Source organism: Lederbergia graminis (assembly GCF_042655485.1).
GTDB lineage: Bacteria > Bacillota > Bacilli > Bacillales > Bacillaceae_C > Lederbergia > Lederbergia graminis.
In genome coordinates this window covers 301,217-326,551 of record NZ_JBHSMC010000014.1, presented here as the reverse complement: position 1 = coordinate 326,551, position 25,335 = coordinate 301,217, and the positions used below count along the sequence as shown (strand labels likewise).

Annotated in this window: 24 protein-coding genes; 7 read left to right on the top strand and 17 right to left on the bottom strand. The window is 36.5% G+C overall.

Translation table 11 applies throughout. From position 1 onward, the window contains the following. Positions 1-69: 69 nt before the first annotated feature. The 5 genes from ACFPM4_RS11715 to pxpB form a co-directional block, all read right to left on the bottom strand. A complete protein-coding gene (locus tag ACFPM4_RS11715) occupies positions 70-1,962 on the bottom strand; it encodes an EAL domain-containing protein (RefSeq protein WP_382351726.1) in 1,893 nt (630 codons plus the stop codon). A gap of 40 nt (positions 1,963-2,002) precedes the next feature. After that, positions 2,003-3,631: a sensor domain-containing protein gene (locus tag ACFPM4_RS11710; protein WP_382351723.1), complete on the bottom strand. Its 1,629-nt coding sequence runs from the start codon at positions 3,629-3,631 to the stop codon at positions 2,003-2,005. Positions 3,632-3,830: 199 nt separating this feature from the next. Beyond that, a complete protein-coding gene (locus ACFPM4_RS11705) occupies positions 3,831-4,598 on the bottom strand; it encodes a LamB/YcsF family protein (protein WP_382351720.1) in 768 nt (255 codons plus the stop codon). Continuing rightward, complete coding sequence (locus ACFPM4_RS11700; RefSeq protein WP_382351717.1) at positions 4,579-5,595, bottom strand: 5-oxoprolinase subunit C family protein; 1,017 nt, start codon at positions 5,593-5,595, stop codon at positions 4,579-4,581. Before ACFPM4_RS11700 ends, ACFPM4_RS11705 begins: the two co-directional genes overlap by 20 nt. Continuing rightward, entirely contained in the window at positions 5,592-6,299 is a 708-nt protein-coding gene (gene pxpB, locus ACFPM4_RS11695; protein ID WP_382352082.1) for a 5-oxoprolinase subunit PxpB, read from the bottom strand. The genes ACFPM4_RS11700 and pxpB overlap by 4 nt, the downstream gene beginning before the upstream one ends. A gap of 195 nt (positions 6,300-6,494) precedes the next feature. Between pxpB and ACFPM4_RS11690 the strand changes: the two genes are divergently transcribed. Beyond that, a complete protein-coding gene (locus ACFPM4_RS11690) occupies positions 6,495-7,691 on the top strand; it encodes an MFS transporter (protein ID WP_382351714.1) in 1,197 nt (398 codons plus the stop codon). A gap of 57 nt (positions 7,692-7,748) precedes the next feature. Here the strand turns inward: ACFPM4_RS11690 and ACFPM4_RS11685 are convergent, their stop codons facing one another. Together ACFPM4_RS11685 and ACFPM4_RS11680 are read right to left on the bottom strand one after the other, a co-directional pair. Further along, positions 7,749-7,892: a hypothetical protein gene (locus ACFPM4_RS11685; RefSeq protein WP_382351711.1), complete on the bottom strand. Its 144-nt coding sequence runs from the start codon at positions 7,890-7,892 to the stop codon at positions 7,749-7,751. A gap of 395 nt (positions 7,893-8,287) precedes the next feature. Next, positions 8,288-8,419, bottom strand: a complete 132-nt coding sequence (locus ACFPM4_RS11680; RefSeq protein WP_382351708.1) for a hypothetical protein — start codon at positions 8,417-8,419, stop codon at positions 8,288-8,290. Positions 8,420-8,834: 415 nt separating this feature from the next. Between ACFPM4_RS11680 and ACFPM4_RS11675 the strand changes: the two genes are divergently transcribed. Together ACFPM4_RS11675 and ilvA are read left to right on the top strand one after the other, a co-directional pair. Further along, on the top strand, positions 8,835-9,503 hold the full coding sequence (locus ACFPM4_RS11675; protein WP_382351705.1) for an SIMPL domain-containing protein: 669 nt from the start codon (positions 8,835-8,837) through the stop codon (positions 9,501-9,503). 121 nt (positions 9,504-9,624) lie between these two features. Beyond that, positions 9,625-10,887, top strand: a complete 1,263-nt coding sequence (gene ilvA / locus ACFPM4_RS11670; protein WP_382351702.1) for a threonine ammonia-lyase IlvA — start codon at positions 9,625-9,627, stop codon at positions 10,885-10,887. Positions 10,888-10,929: 42 nt separating this feature from the next. Here ilvA and ACFPM4_RS11665 read toward each other — a convergent pair whose 3' ends face one another. After that, complete coding sequence (locus tag ACFPM4_RS11665; RefSeq protein WP_417498484.1) at positions 10,930-13,824, bottom strand: family 78 glycoside hydrolase catalytic domain; 2,895 nt, start codon at positions 13,822-13,824, stop codon at positions 10,930-10,932. Between the two features lie 180 nt (positions 13,825-14,004). Here ACFPM4_RS11665 and ACFPM4_RS11660 point away from each other — a divergent pair, with 180 nt between their 5' ends. The 4 genes from ACFPM4_RS11660 to ACFPM4_RS11645 all read left to right on the top strand — a co-directional run bounded on the left by ACFPM4_RS11660 (position 14,005) and on the right by ACFPM4_RS11645 (position 17,819). Beyond that, positions 14,005-14,541 carry a cysteine hydrolase family protein gene (locus ACFPM4_RS11660; protein ID WP_382351696.1) on the top strand — a complete coding sequence of 179 codons (537 nt, stop codon included), beginning with the start codon at positions 14,005-14,007 and terminating at the stop codon, positions 14,539-14,541. A gap of 13 nt (positions 14,542-14,554) precedes the next feature. Further along, the gene (locus ACFPM4_RS11655) at positions 14,555-15,616 is read left to right on the top strand and encodes a C45 family autoproteolytic acyltransferase/hydolase (RefSeq protein WP_382351693.1); all 1,062 of its coding nucleotides are present in this window, start codon (positions 14,555-14,557) and stop codon (positions 15,614-15,616) included. A 219-nt stretch (positions 15,617-15,835) separates the two neighbouring features. Continuing rightward, positions 15,836-16,384, top strand: a complete 549-nt coding sequence (locus tag ACFPM4_RS11650) for a sigma-70 family RNA polymerase sigma factor (protein WP_382351690.1) — start codon at positions 15,836-15,838, stop codon at positions 16,382-16,384. Then, on the top strand, positions 16,377-17,819 hold the full coding sequence (locus ACFPM4_RS11645) for a DUF3221 domain-containing protein (protein ID WP_382351687.1): 1,443 nt from the start codon (positions 16,377-16,379) through the stop codon (positions 17,817-17,819). The genes ACFPM4_RS11650 and ACFPM4_RS11645 overlap by 8 nt, the downstream gene beginning before the upstream one ends. A 218-nt stretch (positions 17,820-18,037) precedes the next feature. On the opposite strand, the gene ACFPM4_RS11640 is transcribed toward ACFPM4_RS11645, so the two are convergent. From ACFPM4_RS11640 to ACFPM4_RS11600, 9 genes are all read right to left on the bottom strand, one after another. Next, positions 18,038-18,928, bottom strand: a complete 891-nt coding sequence (locus tag ACFPM4_RS11640) for a GNAT family N-acetyltransferase (RefSeq protein ID WP_382351684.1) — start codon at positions 18,926-18,928, stop codon at positions 18,038-18,040. A 63-nt stretch (positions 18,929-18,991) separates the two neighbouring features. Beyond that, the gene (gene yidC / locus ACFPM4_RS11635; RefSeq protein ID WP_382351681.1) at positions 18,992-19,762 is read right to left on the bottom strand and encodes a membrane protein insertase YidC; all 771 of its coding nucleotides are present in this window, start codon (positions 19,760-19,762) and stop codon (positions 18,992-18,994) included. Positions 19,763-19,794: 32 nt separating this feature from the next. Next, the gene (locus tag ACFPM4_RS11630) at positions 19,795-20,067 is read right to left on the bottom strand and encodes a hypothetical protein (RefSeq protein WP_144919481.1); all 273 of its coding nucleotides are present in this window, start codon (positions 20,065-20,067) and stop codon (positions 19,795-19,797) included. Between the two features lie 110 nt (positions 20,068-20,177). Beyond that, positions 20,178-21,047: a cation diffusion facilitator family transporter gene (locus ACFPM4_RS11625; RefSeq protein ID WP_382351677.1), complete on the bottom strand. Its 870-nt coding sequence runs from the start codon at positions 21,045-21,047 to the stop codon at positions 20,178-20,180. Positions 21,048-21,241: 194 nt separating this feature from the next. Beyond that, positions 21,242-22,117 (bottom strand): ROK family protein, encoded by an 876-nt coding sequence (locus ACFPM4_RS11620; protein WP_382351674.1) that lies wholly within the window; start codon positions 22,115-22,117, stop codon positions 21,242-21,244. 15 nt (positions 22,118-22,132) lie between these two features. Beyond that, the gene (locus ACFPM4_RS11615; RefSeq protein WP_382351671.1) at positions 22,133-22,738 is read right to left on the bottom strand and encodes a hypothetical protein; all 606 of its coding nucleotides are present in this window, start codon (positions 22,736-22,738) and stop codon (positions 22,133-22,135) included. Continuing rightward, complete coding sequence (locus ACFPM4_RS11610; RefSeq protein WP_382351668.1) at positions 22,735-23,556, bottom strand: hypothetical protein; 822 nt, start codon at positions 23,554-23,556, stop codon at positions 22,735-22,737. The genes ACFPM4_RS11615 and ACFPM4_RS11610 overlap by 4 nt, the downstream gene beginning before the upstream one ends. Before the next feature lie 70 nt (positions 23,557-23,626). Continuing rightward, positions 23,627-23,890 (bottom strand): hypothetical protein, encoded by a 264-nt coding sequence (locus ACFPM4_RS11605; RefSeq protein ID WP_382351665.1) that lies wholly within the window; start codon positions 23,888-23,890, stop codon positions 23,627-23,629. Positions 23,891-23,991: 101 nt separating this feature from the next. Beyond that, the gene (locus ACFPM4_RS11600) at positions 23,992-25,335 is read right to left on the bottom strand and encodes a TldD/PmbA family protein (RefSeq protein ID WP_382351662.1); all 1,344 of its coding nucleotides are present in this window, start codon (positions 25,333-25,335) and stop codon (positions 23,992-23,994) included.

The window sequence follows — 25,335 nt, the reverse complement described above, 5'->3', positions numbered from 1 at the left end:
TACTTTAGAATAGCATAATAAGGGATCGTACATATATATTATTTTCATACTAATTTTTACCACAAGGTATTATTCTTTTTGTAGCTTTTTAATATAATCGATTTTATCGACAAGGATAAAATTACAGTTAGGTAATTTAGTAGTTTTTCTAAGTTGGACGGTAAGATTATTTAGTACCTTTATTAAATGGTCCCTATCTTGTTCTTCAATTTCCAGTTGCAATCCATACTGATAAATATCTTGCACTTCTTCCTTCCACACGATATATCCCGACAAAGTGATGGGCTCATTCAATATCTTCGTATCGAACTGAAAAAATATATCTGAACGTATCGGTAAGTGTATGTTAGAAAGAAATTTTAGGCCCCCCGGACCAATATTTTCGATTAAGACATCTGTTTTTCCTAATTTAACTTCTTTTCCTTTAATAGATGTTAACGTCATCTTTGCTTTTAAAGGATAATGTAAATCAATGCGAAAGTATTTCCGTTTGATTGGAACTCCTACCCTCTTGTGTTGACTTGGATCATGTAGTTTTAAAATAGATTCTGATTGTAACGCTTGAAATTCCTCAATAGTAACAGGTTTACTGTATATATATCCTTGAATTTCCTTACAACCGTGTTGTTTTAGAAAATCTAGTTGTACTTCTGTCTCGACACCCTCTGCCACAACATTCATCTTTAATTCCTTCGTCATATATAGCAACGTTTTTATAATAACTTCCACATCACAGGATTTCGCTATTTGTGAAATAAAAGATCGATCAATTTTAATCGTATCTATCGAGAAATCCTTAATATATGATAGTGACGAATAGCCTGTACCAAAATCATCTAATGCAATTTTTATTCCCAATCCTTTAATATATTTCAGCGCAGCTTCGACATCTTGCTCATATTGAATTAGTGTTCTTTCTGTAATCTCAAATTCTAATAAATTTGGATCAGTATTTGTTTTCCGTAAGATGTGAATTAACTTATCCTTCCAGTCATTTCTAAGAAATCGTTGTGCCGATATATTAATAGAAATTGGGATTGTAGTTATCTTCTTTTTCTCGCAAGATTGAATAAAGTGACATACTTCTTCTAATACCCAATCTCCAATTTCATTGATAAACCCTGAATCCTCTGCAATTGGAATAAATTCACTTGGAGAAACAAGTCCCCATACTGGGTGCTCCCAACGAACTAAAGCCTCTGCACTTATCAATTTACCTGTGAACGTATCAACACGAGGTTGTAGGTACACTACCAGTTCATTATTCTCAATAGACTTTCTCAAATCTCGGTCTAAATAGAAATTCTTATAGGAGTTAATATCCATCGTTGCGGAATAGATTTGGTACGTATTCTTCCCATTTTTCTTCGCACGGAAAAGAGCTACTTCTGCAGCTTTTACTAATTCATCCTTTGTTTGGCCATCTGCAGGGAAACTACTAATGCCAATACTTGTAGTAATCCGGAATTCGATATCTTCAACTACAAAATATTCATTTAAATCATCGAGAATCCAATTAGCAGTGAACTCAGGGTATTTAGCGTCTGAATAATTCCACAAAATAATTCCAAATTCATCCCCACCTACTCTTGCAAGTAGTGAATCTTTGTTTAGTAATTTTTTCATTCGTTGACTAAACTGCATGATTAATTTTTCCCCGATAACATGGCCAAGTGATTCATTGATTTGCCTAAAACGGTCCACATCTAAATACATCACAGTAAAATTCGCATCTTTCAAAGATGATTCCATAATCAATTCCTCAATTTTCCGATCAAAAAGAGTTCGATTTGGTAAATCCGTTACATGATCATGATGAATTAAATACTGTATTCTTTTCTCATATGCATGTTTCTGTTGTTCCGTTATTTTAAGTTTTTCCTTTATTTCCAAATACTCTGTTGTCTCTTCAGAAGAAGTTAGGTACTGCTCATCATCTTGTTTATTCTTTTTGTTTTTCAAAAACGGAAAATTAACCATTCCCATAACCTCTCTTCTTTCGTTACAAAATTATAATGGAATCTCCACCATTTTCTTTCACTTTATATAAGTTTTCATCTGCTGCTTTAAATAAGTTTTCTATTGTCGTCCCATCTCCTGGATAAAAGGATGCACCAATACTTGTTGTAATTGATAATGACTCCCCGTTAATCACCATTGGAGCATGTATTTTCTTAAAAATCTTATTGGATATATCGAATACCTCTTCCTTTTTATGTAATTCCGGAAGGATAATCGTAAATTCATCTCCACCTAACCTAGAGAGTGTATCCATGCTTCTGATAGAACTTCGAACACGCCTTGCAAATTCTTTTAAAACTTCATCTCCGATATCGTGACCGAGCGTATCATTGATTTGCTTAAACTTGTCACAATCCAACACTAATAATGCCGTTATATTCCCTGTTCTATCTGTTGTGTACATCGCTTGTTGAAGGCGATGAGTAAATAATCTTCTATTCGGGAGTCCCGTTAATGAATCATAAAAAGCCATTTTGGATAGCATTTCTTCTCTTCTTTTAAATGCTGAAACATCACCAGAAATAACAATTATTTTTTCAATTTCTCCATCCCCATCTAGTACAGGTATTATGTCAGAATGAAGCCACACTGGATAACCATCTTGATGGACACGCCTTAAGATAAAATCAAAGTATTCCTTTGTCTGTATCATATTAGAAAATTTTTGTTTTACGTCCGAAACATCCTCTTCATAAATTGTTTTAAAAAACGACTTCCCTACTACGTCTTGAATGTCGTAACCCAAAACAGCCTCTATTGCAGGAGAAACATACATAATTTCTCCTGATGGATCTAAAATTTTGATGATATCCATTGAATGTTCTGCGATAATTCGAAAACGTTCTTCACTTTCACGTATTTGTTTTTCTGCCAATTTTCTTTCTGTTACATCCTTAAACGTTACTAATACAAATTGCTCTCCATTTATTTTTACTGGAGCTGAAGTTGTATCTGCATAGATGACCTCACCTGCATAATTTACAAACCTCTCCTCTACCGTCTTACCGTTTAGGCCCTTATACATCGCATTCTCGATCCGCTCTACTACCTGTTGCCGATCTCTCATATCTACAAAGTCCAATACATGTTTTCCGATAACATGCTCTTCGTTTGTTTTTAACAAATGTAACGCTACTTCGTTGACATCATATATAATTCCATTTCGATGTAAGATGATAGCATCAGGAATAGCTCGGACAATTTTCCGATACTTTTCCTCACTTTCAACAAGTTGTTGTAATGGTTGCTTTTTCTCCTTAACAGGACGAAAAACCGCAATGATGTAAATATCGCTATCTAATTCAACAGGTGTTAATACTGTTTCTAATTCTGATTGGCCTTTATTTGTATCTATCACTTCTACAAACCTTTTTTCATCCGTACCATTGGCTGCTTGAGATAGATGGAATGTAAATGTGCTTCCTAGCTTTTCTTGTATTCCAGAAATGGATTGCCCAAATATACCCTCATCTTTTTGTAAGTAGTCTAATCCTCTTTTATTGACATATTCGATCGTAAAATTCCCAGTTTCCGCTTTTATGATAAAAAGTAAGTCTTGAATTGCATTGAATGCTTGTATAAAAAGTTGTAATGCATGTTGATTAACCATCGATAACACCACCGTTCACATAATTCGTAAGCAATTAGTAATTAATGTATCTTTATTATGCAATATTACCCATAAAAAACTTATCACCTATTCTTCTTATATAGGTTAAAAACACTAGGAGTTGATTCCTATTTTTTTAAAACCAATAGGAAGTGTAAAAAAAAGAAGAGTCCCACAAACCGTGGACTCTCCTAATTCCCTATATAATTTCCCCTATTTTCTTAATATTAATTCCCGCATCAGACAGCTCTGTACTTATTCTCTTGGCAAAGGTAAGTGCATTGGGCCCATCCCCATGTATACAAACTGTATGTGCTTCAATTCCTATCTCTTCACCTTGATTCGTTAATACCTTACCTTCCTGCACCATTCGAATTACTTGTGCAACTGCTACTCGTTCATCCACAATAAGTGCATTTGGTTGATTTCTGGGTGTTAATGTACCGTTATGTTGATATGTTCTATCAGCGAAAACTTCACTTGCAATTCGCAAGCCATATTTTCTTCCAGCCTTCAATAACTCACTATTCGCTAAACCAAATAAAATAATATCCATATCTACATCTACAATAGCTTTTGCAATCGCTTGAGCTAAGTCTTCGTTTCTTGCTGCCATATTATAAAGTGCTCCGTGGGGCTTTACATGTTGGATATTTCCACCCTCTGCTTTTACAAAAGCTGATAATGCACCTATCTGATATAAAACGAGGTTATATGCTTCATCCGGACTTATATCAATATTCCGTCTCCCAAATCCGACTAAATCTGGTAGTCCAGGATGAACACCAATTCCTACATTATGTTCTAAAGCAAGTTGTACCGTTTTTTTCATCGTTGCTGGATCACCAGCATGAAATCCACATGCGATATTAGCTGATGTCACAAACTTTAATATTTCTTCATCTTTACCTAATGAATACGCTCCAAAGCTTTCTCCCATATCACAATTAATATCGATAAAGTTCATACGATAACGCTCCTAAAAAATTGATTAACTCTTTTTTCATTACATGCTTCAAAATTTGTATTTCCCTTTCTCTTTCAATGAATAAGCGCTCTGCTTCCTCAAAGGATACTTCCTGAAAATAAATTTCCGAACCTATATTCATTTGGGCAAGTAACGGTAAATCAACCGCTATGACTTGACCGATCTTTGGATAACCCCCAGTTGTTTGATGATCTGCCATCAATATAATGGGGTTTCCGTTAGATGGGACTTGTATCGTTCCAAATGTAACAGCGGATGATACCATTTCCCCTTCTTTATGTAACTGAATACGATGTCCTTCTAATCGGTAGCCCATACGATCAGAGTCAGAACTCAAAATAAATGGTTTTGATAGAAGCAGCTCTTTACTTTTCTCTGTGAATAAATGATACTCGCTTCCTCGAACAATACGAATAAAGCTCGAGGATTCGTATGGTGGTTTTATTTGACTAGAAATAAATTTCGGAAACGATATATATGACTGATCAATATCGATGGCTTTTTGCATAGGGTCTTTTATCTGTATAACATCACCAGATAAAAGTTTCCTTCCCATAAAACCACCGATACCTGCACGTAAATAAGTAGAGCGACTACCCATGACAACCGGAACATCCAATCCACCAGCTACCGCTAAATAAGCGCGAATTTGCTTTCTCGCTCCACCCATTTTTAACGTAGTCCCTTTTTTGATGAAAACTGGTCGCCATTGGGGCACTAGTTCACCGTCAATCGTAGGTGAAAAGTCTCCACCACAAATGGCAACTAGTGTATTACAATTAAATCGTATCGTTGTTCCAATTAATGTCATTTCTATTGCTGCTTCGTTCTCTTCATTCCCAACTAAAATATTGGCTGTTCTTAATGCAAATTCGTCCATTGCCCCACTTTTGATAACACCAAATTGCTGGTAACCTATTCTGCCAAGGTCCTGAATAGTGGAAAGAACCCCTGGTTTAATTATTTCGATACTCACCATTCCACCCCCGCTAATTGTTCATATTCTTTACGAGAGATTGGCTTAAAGGTAATATAGTTCCCTGTTTGCAAAAGTGTAGGTGGTGTTTTATGAGGATCAAATAATTTTACAGGTGTTCTGCCAATTATTTGCCAACCTCCTGGAGACTCAATTGGATACACTCCTGTTTGATTTCCAGCAATCCCAACAGAACCTGCAGGTATTTTCACCCTTGGTGATTGTCTACGAGGTATTGCAATTTCCTCATTCAGTCCTCCCAAATATGGAAATCCTGGTGCGAAACCAATCATATGAACTAAATACTTCGGTTTCGAGTGAATATGGATTACCTGTTCAGGTGTTAAGTGATGATGGTTTGCTACTATTTCTAAGTCAGGACCAAAGCTTCCCCCATAACATACAGGAATCTCTATGACTTTCTTCTTTTCCTCTTCTGTTTCCTTCATATTTGTCAAAAGTTCTTTTAGAATTGCTTTCATTACTTCATATCCAGATGTGACAATGTATGAACTAATTTGTTGAAAAGCCATGTAACAGTCATAGTAGATAGTTACATTTGTATAAGCTGGTACAAATCCTTTTATTATGTTTAATTTATTGTTTTGTAGGTATGTACAGAATGCATGTACTTTTTTATGTGTCTCTTCATCTACTGTTGTACCAAAATCAACTACAATTGTAGTTTCACTTAATGGATAAATTCTTTCATATGTAATGATGAGTACTCACACCCTCTTCAATTAATACATAACTTTCCTAATTATAACATTTTTCAAATATCAACTTTTAAATATGATCGTTATACATAGAATTCCGATGCTAAATCATGTAGAATATAGCATATATTTAGAGTACCAAAATAATAGATTAATATAACATGTTAAGGAGGAGATTTAATGGGTCATTCGCTCGCGAAGGAAGCTCCTCTACAAGAAGAGAGTTCCGAACGAATATGGACAAAAGATTTCATACTAATTGTTATGTCCAATTTCTTTATTTTTCTCGGTTTTCAAATGACATTGCCAACGCTCCCACTTTTCGTTGAAAAACTTGGTGGCAATGATCAGCTTATCGGAATAGTCGTTGGAATTTTCACCTTCTCCGCGCTTTTAATTAGACCGTTTGCTGGTCACGCATTAGAAACAAAGGGTAGACGTTTTATATACTTAACTGGTTTAGGTATCTTTGTTTTGTCTGTGAGCTCATTTGGATTTGCTGCTAGTCTCATATTTTTATTTCTTATGAGGATTATTCAAGGAGTTGGTTGGGGCTTTTCCACAACAGCTTCAGGGACAATCGCTACAGATCTCATCCCGGCAAAACGTCGTGGCGAAGGAATGGGCTATTACGGTTTATCGGGAAATTTAGCGTTAGCATTTGGACCTTCACTTGGTCTAGCTTTAATGGGAATTATTTCGTTTAAACAATTATTTATTATTGTAGGAATTCTTGGATTAACATCGTTATTATTAGCATCTAAAATTCGCTATAAACAAGTAGAGAAACGAACGATTCCACATAAAAAGTGGGATGTATATGAAAAGTCAGCATTACCACCATCTATCCTACTATTTTTTATAACGGTTACATTTGGTGGAATTGCAACATTTCTTCCTATCTACTCAGCGCAAAAAGGTGTAGATGGAATAGAGATATATTTTCTCCTATATGCACTAGCTTTAATGATTTCACGTACATTTGCTGGAAAAATTTACGACCAAAAAGGCCATCTATATGTATTTATACCAGGAACTTTGATGATATTTATATCGATGATGCTTTTATCATGGTTACCAAATAGCATAACGCTTTTTGCAGCAGCGATATTGTATGGACTTGGCTTCGGAACGGTGCAACCAGCATTACAAGCTTGGTCTGTTAAAGATTCTCCGATGAACCGGCGTGGAATGGCCAATGCCACATTTTTCTCCTTCTTTGATCTCGGGGTGGGAATCGGAGCAATACTTTTCGGTCAAATAGCCCACTCATTCGGCTACCATACGATTTATGGCATATCTGCCCTATCTGTATGTATTTCCATGTTAATTTATATTTTTATCGTGATAAACGATAAATTTAAAAAAGCTACATAGTTTGAAGTAACCTGCCCTGAACATCAAGATTCAGGGTATTTCTTTTTGTTGAATTATTTATGGACCTCTGACAGTTGGATTCTCACGACCTGTTAACATTAGGGATAAAATTGATGTGATAGAACTGCTCTTGACTGATTCTTCTGCATCATAAACTTGAATCGGTCGTGACTGCTCCTCTCTCAACCAGTTCTGCTCCATCTTTTATTCAAAGCTGTCGTGAGAACGGTTCTCTCGACTTATTCATCTGCATCAACTACTTAAATCCGTCGTGACGGCTCCTCTCTCAACAGGTTGTGCACCATCTCATTCAAAAATGTCGTGAGAACGGTTCTCTCAACCATTCTCACTCCAACATCCACTTGAATCCGTCGTGACTGCTCTGCTCTCAACCGGTTCTGCACCATCTTTCATTCAAAAATGTCGTGAGAACGGTTCTCTCAACCATTCTCACCCCAACATCCGATTGAATCCGTCGTGACAATCACGCTCTCGACCGATTCATCTTCATTTTTAACACGAATCGGTCGTGAGTGCTCCTCTCTCAACTGATTCCGCTCCATCTTTCATTCAAAGATGTCGTGATAACGGTTCTCTCAACCATTCTCACTCCAACATCCACTTGAATCTGTCGTGATAAACGTTCTCTCGACTATTCTTACTTCATCATCAGCATAAAACCGTCGTGACAACCATGCTCTCGACCAGTCCATCTTCATTTTCAACACTTATCTGTCGTGACTGCTCCTCTCTCAACCGGTTCTGCACCATCTTTCATTCAAAAATGTCGTGATAACGGTTCTCTCAACTATTCTCACTCCAACATCCGATTGAATCCGTCGTGACAATCACGCTCTCGACCGATTCATCTTCATTTTTAACACGAATCGGTCGTGAGTGCTCCTCTCTCAACCTTTTCCACTGCATTATCCACTTAAATCCGTCATGACACCCATACTCTCCACCATCCCCTCTCCATCATCCACACAAATCTGTCCAGATCCCTCTCCCCAAATGACGAATGAGCAAATTATTTAGCTATTATCCATGGATAATTACTTTTACTGGTATTTTTAGTGCTAAAATAATCATATAAATAGCAATGGTGCTCCGGATTTTTATTACGAAAGCGAGGAGATGGAATTGTATTATTCACCTGGATTTAGGACGAATGAAAATACGAATAAAAGAAGACGAAATATTATTAGAGTAATCGGCGAAGGTTCCGTAACGGTTCAACCTGATATAGCAAAAATAACACTAGGTGCTGCAACAGAAAATAAGGTGCTAGCAACAGCACAACAGGAAAATGCTAACATTATTACAAATATCAAAAATGAATTAAAGAAAATTGGTATCCCCGAGGATAGCATGCAAACAATTGATTATTCCATCTATCCTCTTTATGATTTTAGTGACGGTAAACAAGTTTTCAGTAATTATAAAGTAGAACATGTTCTCCTCATCACCGTAGCAGATATTAATAATACTGGTCTTGTTGTCGATACTGCTGTCAATAATGGTGCCAATATTGTAAGAGGGATTACCTTCGACACTTCCGAATATAGCAAATACTATCAACAAGCACTTTCTTTAGCGGTGTTAAATGCTGGTCAAAAGGCTGAAACCATCGCCAACACATTAAAAGTTCCATTAATAAAGGAACCAACGTTAGTTGCAGAAAATACTCGTGAAAGTGGCGGTCCTATTCCTTTCCAACCAGTAGCAATGGTAAAGAGTGAAGCAAGTACACCAATCCAATCTAGTTCGATGGAAATTAAGAGTGAAGTAACAGCCGAATTTTCTTACTAACCGATATTATAATTGGGTGCGTTATCATTTAAATTGTTGGAATATTCGTGGTGTTATTTGAGTAATTTCATGATATAATTAGCAAATATTCAAAAGTTTAACGGAGGAAGTGGATGACGCCATGAACGATACAAAAGAAAAGACAGTTCATGTGGAGGATATACTCATTGCATATCAACAATTAAAAGATGTAGTGGCACATACGCCTTTGCAGAAGAATGAGCGACTATCTGAAAAATATGGCTGTCACGTATACATTAAAAGAGAAGACTTGCAACACGTACGTTCTTTCAAACTACGTGGTGCTTATTATAAAATTAAAACGATCGAAAATGCTGCCCGTGAAAAAGGGGTAGTTTGCGCAAGTGCTGGGAACCATGCTCAAGGGGTTGCCTTCGCGTGTGCGGACCTTGGTATTAATGGTAAAATTTTCATGCCACAAACAACACCTAAGCAGAAAATAGATCAAGTGAAAATGTTCGGTCGCAATTTTGTAGAGATAGCTTTAGTTGGCGATACTTTCGATGACTCTTCAGAAAGTGCGATTAACTATGCTCAGGAAAACGATAAGATTTTCATTCATCCGTTCGATGACCATGATATTATATCTGGTCAAGGTACAGTTGCAGTTGAAATTATGAACGATCTTGAAGAACCAGTTGATTTCGTCTTTGCTAGCATTGGTGGAGGCGGACTTGTCGCAGGATTAAGTGCATATATTAAAAACGTGTCTCCTCATACAAAGATGATAGGTGTGGAGCCAGAGGGTGCTGCAAGTATGAAAGCAGCAATCAAAAACAATGGTGTGATTGCGCTCGAAACAATTGATAAATTTGTGGATGGAGCTGCAGTAAAATGTGTCGGTAAGAAAACATATGAGCTTTGCAGCAAATATGTGGATGATATTATACCTGTACCAGAAGGCAAAGTATGTACATCTATCTTAGATTTATATAACCAACACGCAATCATTGCCGAACCAGCTGGTGCATTACCAATAGCAGCACTGGATTTTTATAAAGAAGAAATTAAAGGCAAATCGGTTATTTGTGTTGTCAGTGGTGGGAATAACGACATTGGCCGCATGCAAGAAATTAAAGAGAAGTCTTTAATTTACGAAGGATTACTATACTACTTCATTATTAATTTCCCACAACGTGCTGGTGCACTTCGTGAATTTCTCGATAATGTCTTAGGACCTGATGATGATATTACGACATTTGAGTATACGAAGAAAAACAACAAAGAAAGTGGTCCTGGACTTGTTGGTATCGAGCTGAAACGTAAGGAAGACTATGCAGGTCTGATTGAACGTATGGAACAAAAAGGCTTCCCATACACAGAAATCAATAATGATAGTACGCTATTCCATTTATTAATATAAACATTCAAAAACCAAGGTCAGATAGCGACCTTGGTTTTTCGTTTAGTTTAATATTAACTCGTAATCTACTGGAGCTTTTATTTCGATTTCAACTTCCTCTGGTGCATCCACATGTAATGTAAATTGCTTATCGTTCTTTCTCCACTCGACCTGAACAACACCACCGTTTGGTAATGGAACTGCCCCTTTTGCCCAATCTAAGTCACCTGGTTGTGGATTGATGATTACCTTTTTCCATCCAGGAGCTGCACTACTAACACCTAAGACATATTTTCCAAGAAAATATCCTGGTGCTGCAGACCATGCATGGCAATGACTTCTCGTTAAGTTCCTCGGATCTATTTCATCCCCAATTCGTTGCGGGTACATCTCCCAACAGGTCGTTGCTCCATACTCAATCATGACACCATAATTTTTGCGAATGTCGTCGAGCATAAAGCTATGTTTTCCTGCCTTCGTTAGTGCCTCATAATAGAAGAAAGAAATAAACGGACTACCAATTTGAACAAAGTCGCTTGGTGGATTCACTAAGTAATTTTCAATGATTTTCTTGCGCTCTCCATCTGTTATGTCACATACATACGCAACGACCTGTGTTTGCATACTGTACGTTTCTGACAACTCCCCATTCCTCTTTATGCAATCGGAATACGCATTTTTTTCATTTGACCATAACGCTTTATTAATTGCAGCTTTGAGAGAACTATATGCTTGTTCATAATCTACCTTTGCTTGTAAATCACCTGCTATGTCTGCTAAGGTACTTGCTTCTTTTAACGTTTTTGCTAGAAACATATTTTGATGTGTGACAACACCTTCATTCGGTTGATCCATCGGTGCCCAATCAAGCAAATTCCATGCAGATATGGAGAAAAGATCATCCTTATTTAGATGAGTTAAATAATAATCCAACGTATATTTCACCTTTGGCCACATATCCTGCACAAAATCGATGTCCTCTGTTTGATCATAGTACTCCTTACATGCAATCGCCCAGAAAAACGTCCAGTTCGGGATGACATTATTCCATCCGCTCGGCACTTGACTCATATATAGTGGAGTCACTTCTTTGGATGGAGGTACAAGTTTCAAGCAACGTTTCACAATATCTAGCGATCCAAATAAATAATAATTGATGAGCGCTTCATTCCTACTGTCTCCAACCCAATAGGTTTGTTCAAATGTTGGACAATCGACAAACGTATCTTCCATACAAAGTTTTGTTGTATGCCTACTAATCTCCCAAATATCATTTAAAAGTGGATCTGAGCTAACAAATTGGCCAATTTCCGATACAGGATAATTACTTTGTATCATCCGCAAACGATGAATTTTCACCGGACTATTCATATTTCGAACTGTTACCATGACATAGCGAAGTCCTCTGCGTACATTCGATATGTATTTCTGATAACCATTTCGAGTTACATAGCGTAATGTATTATCCATTCGATACATTTCTTGACGGTAATCCCCATTCATATATTCAAAACCATAAAAATCTACCACGGTACCGGCTGCAGCTTCTATTTCAAATTCAAGAAAGCCAGAATACTCCTTCCCAAAATCGACGATGAATTGTGTGTCGTAATCCTCGTATTTTGGAACGATTGCTGGTGTTGCTGCCGTTGCAATCGCTTCGTTAAAACTTGTTGGCACGGGAGTCGCGATTTCTTCTCGATTCCAAATCGAATGTGCGAACACATCCGCCCTACTCACCAAAGGAAGCGGAATCGGCCTTATCCATTCTTTGAATCTATCTAACTCATGGATAGACGATATAGTCAATACTCCTTGGAAATCTCTCACAATAGGGTCGTTTGAATTTGGATCCCTAAACTTTTCAAAAGGATTACGATGTGGTTCATCATTAATGTATTCCTTCGTCATAAATGGTCCAATTGTAATGAATGGCGATTCATGTTCAATCGGCGAGACAATTTCAACGTTAGCCTCACTATCTATTCCCATATGGAAGCCATCTCCATGATCAATATCCGTTACATCCATCATGAAAAGGTGGTCTCCTGCAGTTAATTCCAATTCTAAGTATTTTTCTTGACCTTTTGCTAGGAACTGATGTGGGTGATAATGCTTCCCATCAATACTGCATAAACCAAAGTTGCGAGTAGAATAAACAAACCCAAGCATCACTTTTGCAGTAGATTCCATCCGAATAATTGTTGCAATATAGCCGACAAAGCCAACCTTGTTCGCATGATTGGTACTTTCAAGCTGCATATGATTTCTAAGCTCAATATTCGTCGACCAAGTAATCCCTTTTACTTTTTTCAAAGAAGTAACTCGTGTAGGTTGAATTGGCTCCTCTGTTAAAAAAGGGATTTCACTTGGTACTAGCGATGTCCACGGTTCCATTCCAACACTACCAATTTCTACAGCTTGCTCCCATCTTATATCGTCATAGTTAACCTCCACCCATTCTGCTTCTATTAATCTACCATCTATATTTTCCGTGAAAGGAAGCTGACAGGAAATTCTTGGTGACCTAGTATCTTGAGCTTGGTATTGAGCTGTCTTCCAACTATTATCGGAACGCACGGACTGCAACACTTTATCATTTTGCAGGATATCTAATTGGGCAAGCAGTCCACCCCGCCCTCTTACATAACAAAAGTTGGTAGTTCCAAAATGCATCACAAGAACGGAGATTACATTCTCCTGTCCTGCTTTTAATAAATGTCCTACTTCATATGTATCAAAAGCTTGCTCACTCGGCCAAGAACGTACAGGTCCTCTCCCCACTTGCTTCCCATTAATATATAATACATAACGTGAATCTGCAGTAATAGAAAGTTTTGCACTCCCCCACTCTCTACTTGTGATGTCGAATCTTTTCCTAAACATCCACCACTGATTTCGCGGACTTTCTTCACCCTCATTCCAAATCCACTTCGCCTGCCAATCTATCAAACTCACCACTCCCTTTTACTGGAATTGTAACCGATTACACCCAATAAGACAAGTTCCATAAATAGTACTTACTTACTCCCTTCATTCAATCTCTTCATCTTAAATGGAATGGAAACACTGACCTTGTTTTCAAGCATTCTCAATATTAATATAGTATGATAAAAAGAAAAAAGGTTGGGGTATATAATGCAAGCTTTGTTAGTTATTGATGTTCAAAATGGAATTGTCGAATTTGATAACTTCGACGAGGAATTAACTCTTATTCAAAATGTAATAAAAGATTTCAAGAAAAAAGAGTTGCCCGTCATTTTTATTAGACACTTTGACGACGCAGAAGAAAGTCCACTCTTTCGAGGATCTAGAGGTTCAGAACTACATGAATCTGTAAAAGAGTATGCTGATTGTGTTATTGAAAAACAAACTCCTAGTTCTTTTTACAAAACCGATTTAGCTGAAAAATTAAAGGAGCTTGGTGTCGATCATCTGTTCATTACTGGTTTTAATACCGAGTTTTGTTGTATGTTTACAGCAATAGCAGCTTATGATAGAGGGTATGAAGTGACTTTTATCGAAAATGCGACAGGAACAGTAAATAATGAAGAATCATATGAAATGCCTGGACTCGATATCCGTGATTTTCTGGGCACTGTATTACATTGGTCAGAAGTAATAGAAGTATTAGATTATGATGAGTACGTAGAAGCATATTCCACATCAGAATGAAGGATTTGATTTTTTGAAGCAAATATATAGTGAGATTATTCAATTTCGTGGCAATCATTATGATTTCGGCTACATGCAAGGGGAAAAATTAAGAAACTCACTAACTGTAAAGAATCGAGAAATACAGTGGAAGGTGAGAAAACCGCGATTTACAATCAAAGTGGAGGAAGTCAAACAAGCAATTCTTCCATTTGCACCAGGTGTATGGGATGAATTATTAGGCATCCAAGCAGCTCTTGAATGGCCAATGGAGCGAGTGCTTCAAGAATTCGGCGGATACCGTCTTGATTATGTAAAATCAGGGTGTTCCATTGTAACAGGAGATCACTACTTAATACGAAATTATGATTATCACCCAAAAACATATGAGGGTCGCTATGTTTTTTATCAACCAACTGATCAAGGATATGCCATTATAGGACCAAGCCAAAGAGCTACTGGAAGAATGGATGGCATGAATGAAAAAGGCCTTGCAGTTGGCTATAACTTCATGCATCGTAAAAATCCTGGGGATGGATTTATTTGTTGTATGATTGGCCGCTTGATTTTGGAATCTTGTGCAGATGCAAGAGAAGCTGTGTCAATGTTAAAAGAAATACCTCATCGACACTCCTTTAGTTATATCGTGTATGATAAGCATGGGGAGACATTTATTGTAGAGACGTCTCCACGTGCTGTGGAGGTTCGCCAAGCAAATGCATGCACGAACCACTTTGAGATAATGACTCATGAAAACCGTAACCATCTTGTGGATTCGAAACGACGCCTTGCAATTATCGAGGAGAATCGTCAGCAGCTCAATGCAAAAGCAGCCTTTCGACTCCTAAACGATAGCGATAAAGGTATCTTCTCCACCCTGTATGGAAGTTGGGCCGGAACAATTCATACGACCGCTTATCTCCCAAGAGAAATGAAGGCATGGATTGCACTTGGGGGAGACAGAGAACCGATTGTATTCGATTTTGCAAAATGGTTAAGTGGTATCGATATCGAAGAAGAGCGAATTTATGGTGAAGTCAACACCGACATTCCCTTCGTACATATGGATGAAGACGCCCATTGGTCACGAAGATAATCAACTAACATGAGATAGCCTAGGCAATGGCTATCTTTTTTTTGCTCTGTTAAAGTTCATTGTTGTTAACAACTTAGTTGATTGTAGCGGATGTACACGAGACTCCTGCGGGAACAGCACGAAATCAACAACAGAGTTTAACAGAGCTTTATTTTTTAAAAATAAATGAGTCATTATTTAACTGACTCACGTCTAATTTCATGAAAGGGGGATTCCAATGTGATCAACTTAGAAGTCGATGATAATGATGAAGTATCAAAAGAGATACTTTTAAATAAACTCATGGATGAATACGGAAATGATTTAAAAAGAATTGCCTATTTATATGTAAAAGATCACGCTCAATGCGAGGACATACTTCAAGAAGTATTCATCTCTTGTTATAAACAACTCGATAATTTCCGGGGCGAATCAAGTTACAAAACATGGCTAATCCGGATCACCATTAATAAGTGTAAAGATTACCAACGTAAATGGAGTTTTCGCAATATCGTGTATAAACCGTTAATTGAACCTTTCGTTAATGGAAAATCTGGTTCAGCAGAGTCTTTAGTTATCCAAAAAGAAAATAACAGCTATTTAATTGTTTGCATCACAAGCCTTCCACCAAAGTACAAAGAAATCCTCATCCTATTCTACTACCAGAATATGACGATGAAGGAAATCAGCGAAATTACCAAATTGAATATCAATACAGTAAAGTCTAGACTGGCACGCGGAAAAAAACTACTAAAGGAAAAAATGGAAGGAGGCAGAAATCATGGATGAATTTGATAAGCAAATAAAGAATGAACTAGATGATTTCCTAACGAGCAAAATTCACATGACAAATCGAGAAAAAAACAAAGTTAAAAGTACAATAGCGAGAAGGCAAAAGAAGTCAAATAAATTTTTGTACTACTTCTCCACATTAGCCTGTGTTGGATTATTGGTGTTCTTTTCAATTTACGCTATTGGTAATTACGACTCACTAACTAATTCTAATCCCAACAACAGTAACACCCCACCTGACAAACAAACAGCAAATGAAGTTGATTTAAAGAAATTCTTTCTACCTGATCAATCTATCGCCGAATTTAAAGGAGAAGGGAATGAATTTGCAGAGTACACAACACTAACAAAGTGGATTTCAGAACAATATGTATTGGTTCATGAAGCAAATGGTGGGACTTCAATCCAACGTATATTTCGTATAGATGATAATAAAATTGAAGTTATACAAGAGAAGGGAGAAGTTTATGAAATTGTCCCCCCTACTCTATCCGAACTTAACAAAATGAAGCCCTTATATACTCATTTAGAACAGCCTCTCGCGAAAGGTGCAATGTTTGATGGTTGGGAAATTATTCATACAGATGCAAAGCTTACTACTCCTTATAAAGAATTCTCCGGTGTAATAGTTATTGAGAAGGAAGAAGAAGGTGGTAGTATCACACGTAAGTACTTTGCTCAAAATTATGGAGAAATAAAAAGGGAAATTGTCATAAAAGATGGAGACCAAGAATCTATTATAACTTCCTCATTGGCAGATGTTAATGGAGAAGCATTACATGTAACTGGGTATATCCTTCATATAGAAGCAGATAGAGTATTATTAGCTCAAAATATGACATTAGAGGAATATCATCAATTAAAAGATTTATCTTTAACAGAGCTCTTGAGTTTAGAGAGCATACCTCAACTCATTTACTTGGATTATGAAGATGCAAACAACTTTGATAAAGGAGACTATGTCACTGCAACGATATCAGGTGGGATAGATACTTCACTTCCTGCACAAGCTGGTGCTAGTAAAATCGAAAAATTAGATTCTTTTGATCCTATTAGTATCATTAAAGGTTACTCACAAGCAGTAGAAAAAGTGATGTTTGCAAAATTAGATGATTATAATAAGTTTATTGATTATGCCAACATGGCGGAGGCAGTTGCCGAATTTACTCCATATATGGATGAATCAGAAATTGAAAGTTTCTTAGAACGACATTTTATCTATGAGCAGGAGGATGGCTTGTATATCTATGGTAGTGATTATATCCCAATGACCTTCCAAGAAGATGTACCTTATTCTCTTAACAAAGATTCAGATACTCAATACACACTAACCCAAGTACAATATTCTGAATTTCACGAAAGCGAACGCACCCTCACAGTCACCTTCCATAAAAAAGGCGACAAATGGGTAATGTCTCCTCCAAAAGAATAAAGTTATGAAATAAAAAAGCATGAGACAAATTGAATATGAAGGAAATCAATATCCGAACTATCTTATACCCCATGGTAGTTCGGATATTTAACATGAATATTTTACAAAAAAACTGTAACTAGGTTATCCTTGAAGCTCATCAGCCGCCCACGGAAAGCGAAGTGTATTGTCGAAGCGGGTATAGTTGCACTTGCAAAAATAGTAATAACTTAGCTTTTTTAAAATTTCACCTCATAAAAATTCAACTCATTTTCGACTGTAAATCCAACAGCTTGATATAAATGAATCGCCTGCGAGTTTTCACTATTCACCGTCAATCGGATTTCCTCTATAAAATCCTTTGAAAGTAACCAATGAAGTGCATGCTGAAGTAATTTCTTACCTATTCCTCTACCGCGCCACCCTTCATTTACCGCAAAAAACTCGATCGACCCTTCGCCAAATAACGGTTGTGACTCCACATAAATATAGCCAATGACCGTATCATTCTCTTTATATACGAACACTCTATTATCATCATTCATTCGCTGTACAATTTTTTCACCATCATAATACCCCTTCGGAAAAGCGATATCATGTATCTTTATCATGGTAGAATATTCTGTTTCGGTTATTTCTGTAATAAACGGTACCTTCTCAGGAACTCCATTAACTTCTTTTTGATAGAGAAGAATCGTATGTCTATCTGTCTTCTCATTAAAAGCACAAGATAATGCACGTGAGAATTCATTCACATTAACATTCAATTTATTTACGAAAAGACTCACACTATCCATCTCACTAGGAATCATTTTTATCAAATCATTCCACATATTTTTAGCAATTCCTTGCCAATCATCATGTGTAATTAAAGGGCCCCATATTTCTCCATGATGATTATCAAGATCCGCTTCAAATCCAATTACTCCTATTAAACTATCATCCTCATAAGCTAGCAGAAAACAATCTTGAAACGGGATATCTGTCATTTCTTCCTTTAAATAATGCAATATTTCTTCTTCATCCGTACCACAATAACCAATATGATGGTTTTTCAACTTATTCACTCTTGCAATAAATCTTGCTATTTCTGTTTCACTTTGTTTCTCTGCTCTTTTAATATGTATCATTGAACTACCCCTTTACAAAAAAAGCTGTACGTCAGCAATCACTGCTTCCGTACAGCCTCGTTATTATTTTCCTTCTTCCTCAACCTTTTCTTTATGCTGCATATAGTATCTACGCCCTAGCAATGTTTGGAAAATCAAGAAGATACCGCCGACTGCCCAGTATAGTGGTAACGCAGCTGGTGCTGAGAAAGATATGACCATGATCATAATTGGCGAAATAAGCATGATAATACGCATTTGTTTCTTTTGGGCATCTGGAACTGTTGCCATTGAAACTTGCGCCTGAATAAAGTAGATGAGACCTGCAATAATCATCATCGCGAAGTCGGATTGTCCTAGATCAAACCATAGGAATGAATGTGTCGCCATATCCTCGGAACTTCTAATTGCATAATATAAGCCCAATAGTATTGGCATTTGAATCAACATTGGTAAACAACCCATGTTTAATGGATTTACATTGTGTTTTTGATACAGCATCATCATTTCCTGTTGGATTTTCTGTTTTTCCTCAGGAGTCTTCGCTTCTTTCGCACGCTTTTGAATTTCTTCCATTTCTGGTTTCATTTTTTCCATGTTAACTTTCATCAATTGCTGATTTTTATATGTTTTCAACATGAATGGTAGAAGAACTAAACGAATCAACAATGTAATAATGATTAAAGCCATTCCATAATTTCCACCAAGTAAGGAACCAATCTCATGTATCAACCAAGAAAATGGTTTTACGAATGTGTTATAGAAAAAACCTGTTTGATTTTCAACACCAGAACAGCCACCTAGTAGAACTGCTGTGACTAGTAGTAATGACAATAATAATAATTTCTTCTTCAATGATTTCACCCTTCTAATTTAAAATTTGATGATTAAATTAGAAGATGGTGCGGACCTTCTACTTCATCTGGACATTCTTTACGTTTCACCGTTTTGAAAAATGGGTGTCTAATATGAAGTGGTCTTTCATTATCTATGCAATCATTTACTTCGACATTATTTATATGAATACTGTTGTCTAGTTTACTATGTGTTTGAAAATATCCTGACAATGAGAATAGCTGCCACCCAGAGATCCAAATTACTGCAATAGTAAGTGGAACAACCCATTCTGCATATGAATCTTGAAGTAAAAGTTCAAGCATGTTATACACCTAATTTCCTCTCAATACTTAAAGTATAGATGTATTTACTATAATTGTAAAAGCTTTTCTATTCGTTCATTCGTGGAAAGTATACACATTTTTGCTAAAAACTAATTAGGTTCTACATGAACATGAACTTCATAGACATGATGTTTTTCCTTCAATTCATCTTCCACTTGTTCGGAAATATCATGGGCCGCTCCTATTGCCATATCAGAGTTTACAGTAATAACAACATCGACAACGGCATTGTTACCATATTTCCTACCCCTAATATTTCTTACATCTTTTACACCTTTAATTTCGAGAATCGCTTCTTTATAAATTTCTAGTTTTTCTTCATTAAATCCATCTGTAAGGTCATGGGAGGCTTCTCTAAAAATATCGTAACCTGTTTTACAAATTAAAAGTCCAACTGCTACTGCAGTTACTGGGTCTAACCAAGAAAGATTAAATTGGGAGCCAATGATCCCAATAGCTGTTCCCACACTTACCCATGCATCTGATAAATTATCCTTAGCTGCAGCCTGTACTGCCTGACTCTTTATTTTCCTGCCCAAATTTCGATTATAACGATAGACAAAATACATGACGACAGCACAAAAAAGTCCTGTCCATGCTGATATTAAATCAGGTGAAGCATGATTATTATTTGCAATAGATGTTATGGCTTCCCTTAACACTTGAAGCCCTACTGCGAACATAATAATAGAAGCAACCATGGATGCCACTGTTTCGGCTTTCCAGTGACCATATGGATGATCCTTATCTGCTGGCTTTCTTGAAACTTTTAGCCCAATTAACACTGCGACAGAAGCAATAATATCAGTGGCATTATTTAATCCGTCTGCTTGTAATGCTTCGGAACCAGTCATGTTTCCTACAAATAGCTTTAAAGCAGACAAAACTAAATAAGCAACGATGCTTATTATCGCTCCACGCTCTCCCTTTTTTATGTTTTTGTATTTTTCTTGTTCCATAACTACCTCCACGAATTGCTATGTAACCATCATATCAACTCGCTTATATGTGGGTCTAGAGCAACGTTGTTTCACGCATTTAGGTTTGTAAGAGAGATACAATAGTGTTTCCTGTAGGAAAAACTTTACAATAAAAAGACTGCCGATATGGACAGCCTTCATTAGCATATATATTTTTACAGAAAAATATACAGTTAGTCTTCATTCAATTGTGTTTTTGCTAAATATAATGCACCTTTAATAGCAGACAATCCCTCTATACCGGGTGTCACAATATATTCCGCAATATCGTCTTCTAACTGCGGGAAAGATAAATAGTTACGGTTAAATTCTTGAACATATTTATGAATAATCGGAAGAACTTGGCGCTGCTTCATCACACCTCCACCAAGTACAACTTTCTCAGGTGAAAGAGTTAAAATGATTGAAATCAATGCTTGAGCAATATAGTATCCTTCCAATTCCCATACAAAATCATCTTTTTCCAATAAATACGCCTTTTTATTCCAACGCTTTTCTATTGCAGGTCCAGCTGCCATTCCTTCCAAGCAGTCTTGATGAAATGGACAACTTCCAACAAAATCATCATCAGGATGTCGTTTGACAATAATATGCCCCATCTCCGGATGGCTAAGGCCTTGCAACATTTCTCCATTCACAATAGCACCGACACCGATTCCCGTCCCCACCGTCATATATATACTGTTCTTCACTTCCTTCGAGGCACCAAACTTTGCCTCACCTAATGCTGCAATATTTACGTCAGTATCAAAAACAATTGGTATTTGAAAATGTTCCTTCAAGTACCCAAGAATATGATAATGCTGCCAATGTTCCTTTGGTGTTGTAGTAATCGAGCCATACGTTGGAGATTGACGGTTAATATCTGCTGGCCCAAATGTTCCTATCGCCATTGATTTGATTTCAAATTGAGAAAAAAAGTCTCTCACTTTTTCCATTGTCTCTGCTGGTGTAGTTGTAGGAATCTCTATCTTTTCTACTATATGATAATTTTGGTCCCCAACTGCACAGACAAATTTCGTTCCTCCTGCTTCGATAGCTGCAAACATCGTTCTACCCCTCTTCTATATACTTTTTATTGATTTTAATGTAATCGCATTCAAAGAATTTATAGAATTTCGAAACTTCCTAATCAAAACAATAATCATCAATTCCATAATGAAAGAAAACATCATCGTACCTATTAAAGTAATCATTGCTGCATTCTCCGTCATATTTAGGACAAACGGAATAATGGTCCAACAAACAAACATGGTGTATACATATACACGAAGTCCTTTTCCAATTCTATTAATCCAATTTGATAAAGTACATTTCTCTGCAATTTCAATTAATCCACATAAAATCATATATATTAATCCAATATGTAGAAATGTATGAACAACGGTACTTAGCAAGAAATATACTGTTTCAGAAGTTGGATGAAAACCCTCTGTCAGTTGTAAATCTGGTATAAACCATAGTGGAATTGCATAGAGAGCCAATGTAACCGCAAATATCTTTCCCTTCGAAAAATACGCTGAATAGGATTGCAACTTACTTAATGCTGCTAGAATCATAAAGTAGCCAATAAAGTCTGGAAATATATCAAAATAGATAATGTTAACATTGATAATAACAAAGATTAATCCCCAAAAGATTCTATTTAATGCAGAGGCAAGATCTCTCATTTTTTTGCCTCCTTAATAATCTCTTTCACATCTTTTTCTGTAAAGTAAGGTCTGTAATCCATCGTAATAGGATGTTTATAAGGTGTATTACTTTCATCCTTGCCTTTCAATGTCAAAGTCGTGTAATAATAGTGATTTCGCATTGGGTCATCTTCTTTAAATTTCCAATGATATTGATAGGATATAATATCTCCTTTTTCCTTTGAAATAGGGAAACTATATTGATCATCAACCTTTTTTTCACCGAGATTGAGATCATAAATAATATTGTTTTTTAAGCTATTAATAAATGACACTTCATAACTTTCAATATTCATATTTTCCTCTACACTTAATGTTCCAAATCCAGAATTGTCATTTGAACTTCCAGAACTTTTAAAATCTAAAGGTGAATCTTCCCGCTTATAAAAGTTTATTTCCCCTACATCCATTACCATAGATTCGCCATTTGTAAGAAATACACGAATTTGATTAATGGTCATCTCGTCATATTTCATATCCTCAAAGAAATGATTATCTAGTTGAAAATATAATGTTTTCACTTTATGGTGGCGCAGAGTTTGATAAGTCCACGATTCTTTTGAATATAAAGGTATCTCACTGTCACCAATAGTTGCATATTGAATATCCATTTCTTCACTACGATTTACAAGATAATGCAACTCTAATGTTAACCCTGAAGGAACGGAAAAATTGTAATAATGTTTTAACATAATAGGCGATTTCAATTGATTAATAGCAAACACCGAATAATTCCCAATCAAGCTAACGAGCACCAATGCCATCCCAATTAGGAGCACAGGCTTTTTTATCGTCACTGGCAAAACCTCCGTGTCAAAATTCCTTGCACATTAACTTATTCGGTTCTTGGTAGCGAAATTCCTTTTATCATTCATCAATTTGAAAGGAAATGCTACTATCCTCTCCTCCGTGTATATATACCGCTCCTTCTTTTTGGACTTCATTCTGTTTCACCGTCTTATCAAAATACACAATTGATAGAACAAATACAGCAAATGATATAGCTAATAATATTCCTAATCGCTTGATAGACATTCCTTTATCATATAATGCTTTTACAATCGTCATCACAATTAGGGCAACAGATACGACAAAACTTATTACAATTAAAATTGCTAAAAATACTTCCATAATATTCGTCTCCTCTAAACAAAATACAATATCTTCATCTAATTATACTTCATCATTATGAACACAAGAAGAAAAGCACCCTATTATTAGGGTGCTCCTCATTATTCCACTGTTACAGATAAACCTTCTAATAATATCGACGGCGATCCAATTCCACCTGTTGATACATATAGGTCAGACCCAATCTCTTTTACCATTTTTAATAACTCAAAGAAATTACCAGCAATCGTCATTTGCTTCACTGCAGTTACGATTTTTCCATCTTTCACGTAAAAGCCGTTAGCAGCTACAGAGAAATCTCCAGAAACAGCATTTGCTCCAGAATGAAGTCCAGCTAGTTTTGTAATAAATACCGCTTCCTCTTGAGAAGCAATAAGTTCTTCACGAGTTACCTCACCTGGTTTTATATAAAAGTGAGATGGTGCAACTGTCAGCGTTCCTTTATAAGATGGCTTATATGCATGACCAGTTGTTTCCACTCCAGCCTTTTTCGCGGTCTTGCGATTATGAAGAAGTGTATTTAATGTACCATTTTCAATAACCGTACAAACTTTCGAAGCTACACCTTCGCCATCAAAATTACGACCTGCAAATCCATCTTCATAGAAAGGATCATCCACAATTGTTACAATGTCAGCGGCAATTTGATCACCTGTTTTGTCTTCTAATAATGATTGACCTTTTTGAGCAACCTCAGCTGAGAACACAGATACAAACGTATCAAGCAATTGTGAAGCAGCATCATGACGAAGAACAATAGGATACTTTTTACTTGCGATCGACTTTTCTCCAAGATAAGAGAGTGCTTCCTCTGCCACCTCTTTTGCAATTTCATCAACATGCAAAGTAGAGAAATCCTTCGTTATATTTACTTTAAAACCGCTCTTTGTCTCATCATCTTGTTTTACAATGACGGAGAGGACAACGCCTAAGTAATTGCTACGATCATGAAGCACAAGGCCTTTACTGTTAGCTAGAACTCGTTCTGTAGCTCCTTCGATAAGCTTACATGAATTAATCGAACTAATACGAGGATCATAGTTCGCAATCTTGCTTTCTACTTCTTGTAAAAAAGCAATTTTATCTGGAACAGAAATATTATCTAGACTTTCGGAATAAAAATCGCGATCTTCGTACTCTTCACTTCCTGCAAATATTTCATCTTGTTCCTCATCTTCCAATATCTCTGCATTCGCTTTTGCACTATTAAGTAGAAATGGAATAGATTCTTGATCAATTTTTTCTGTATATGCATAACCCATTTTCCCATTGTAGAGACCACGGAAGGAAAGACCGCCTTCCTCTGCTGTCTCATAATGATCAACATCACCTTTATATACTTGGCATGCAAAACGTTTGGATTTCACATAATATATTTCCATATCTTCAAAACCAGCAGCTAGACCACTTTCTAATAATCGCTCTTGAAATTTCTCAATTTTCAT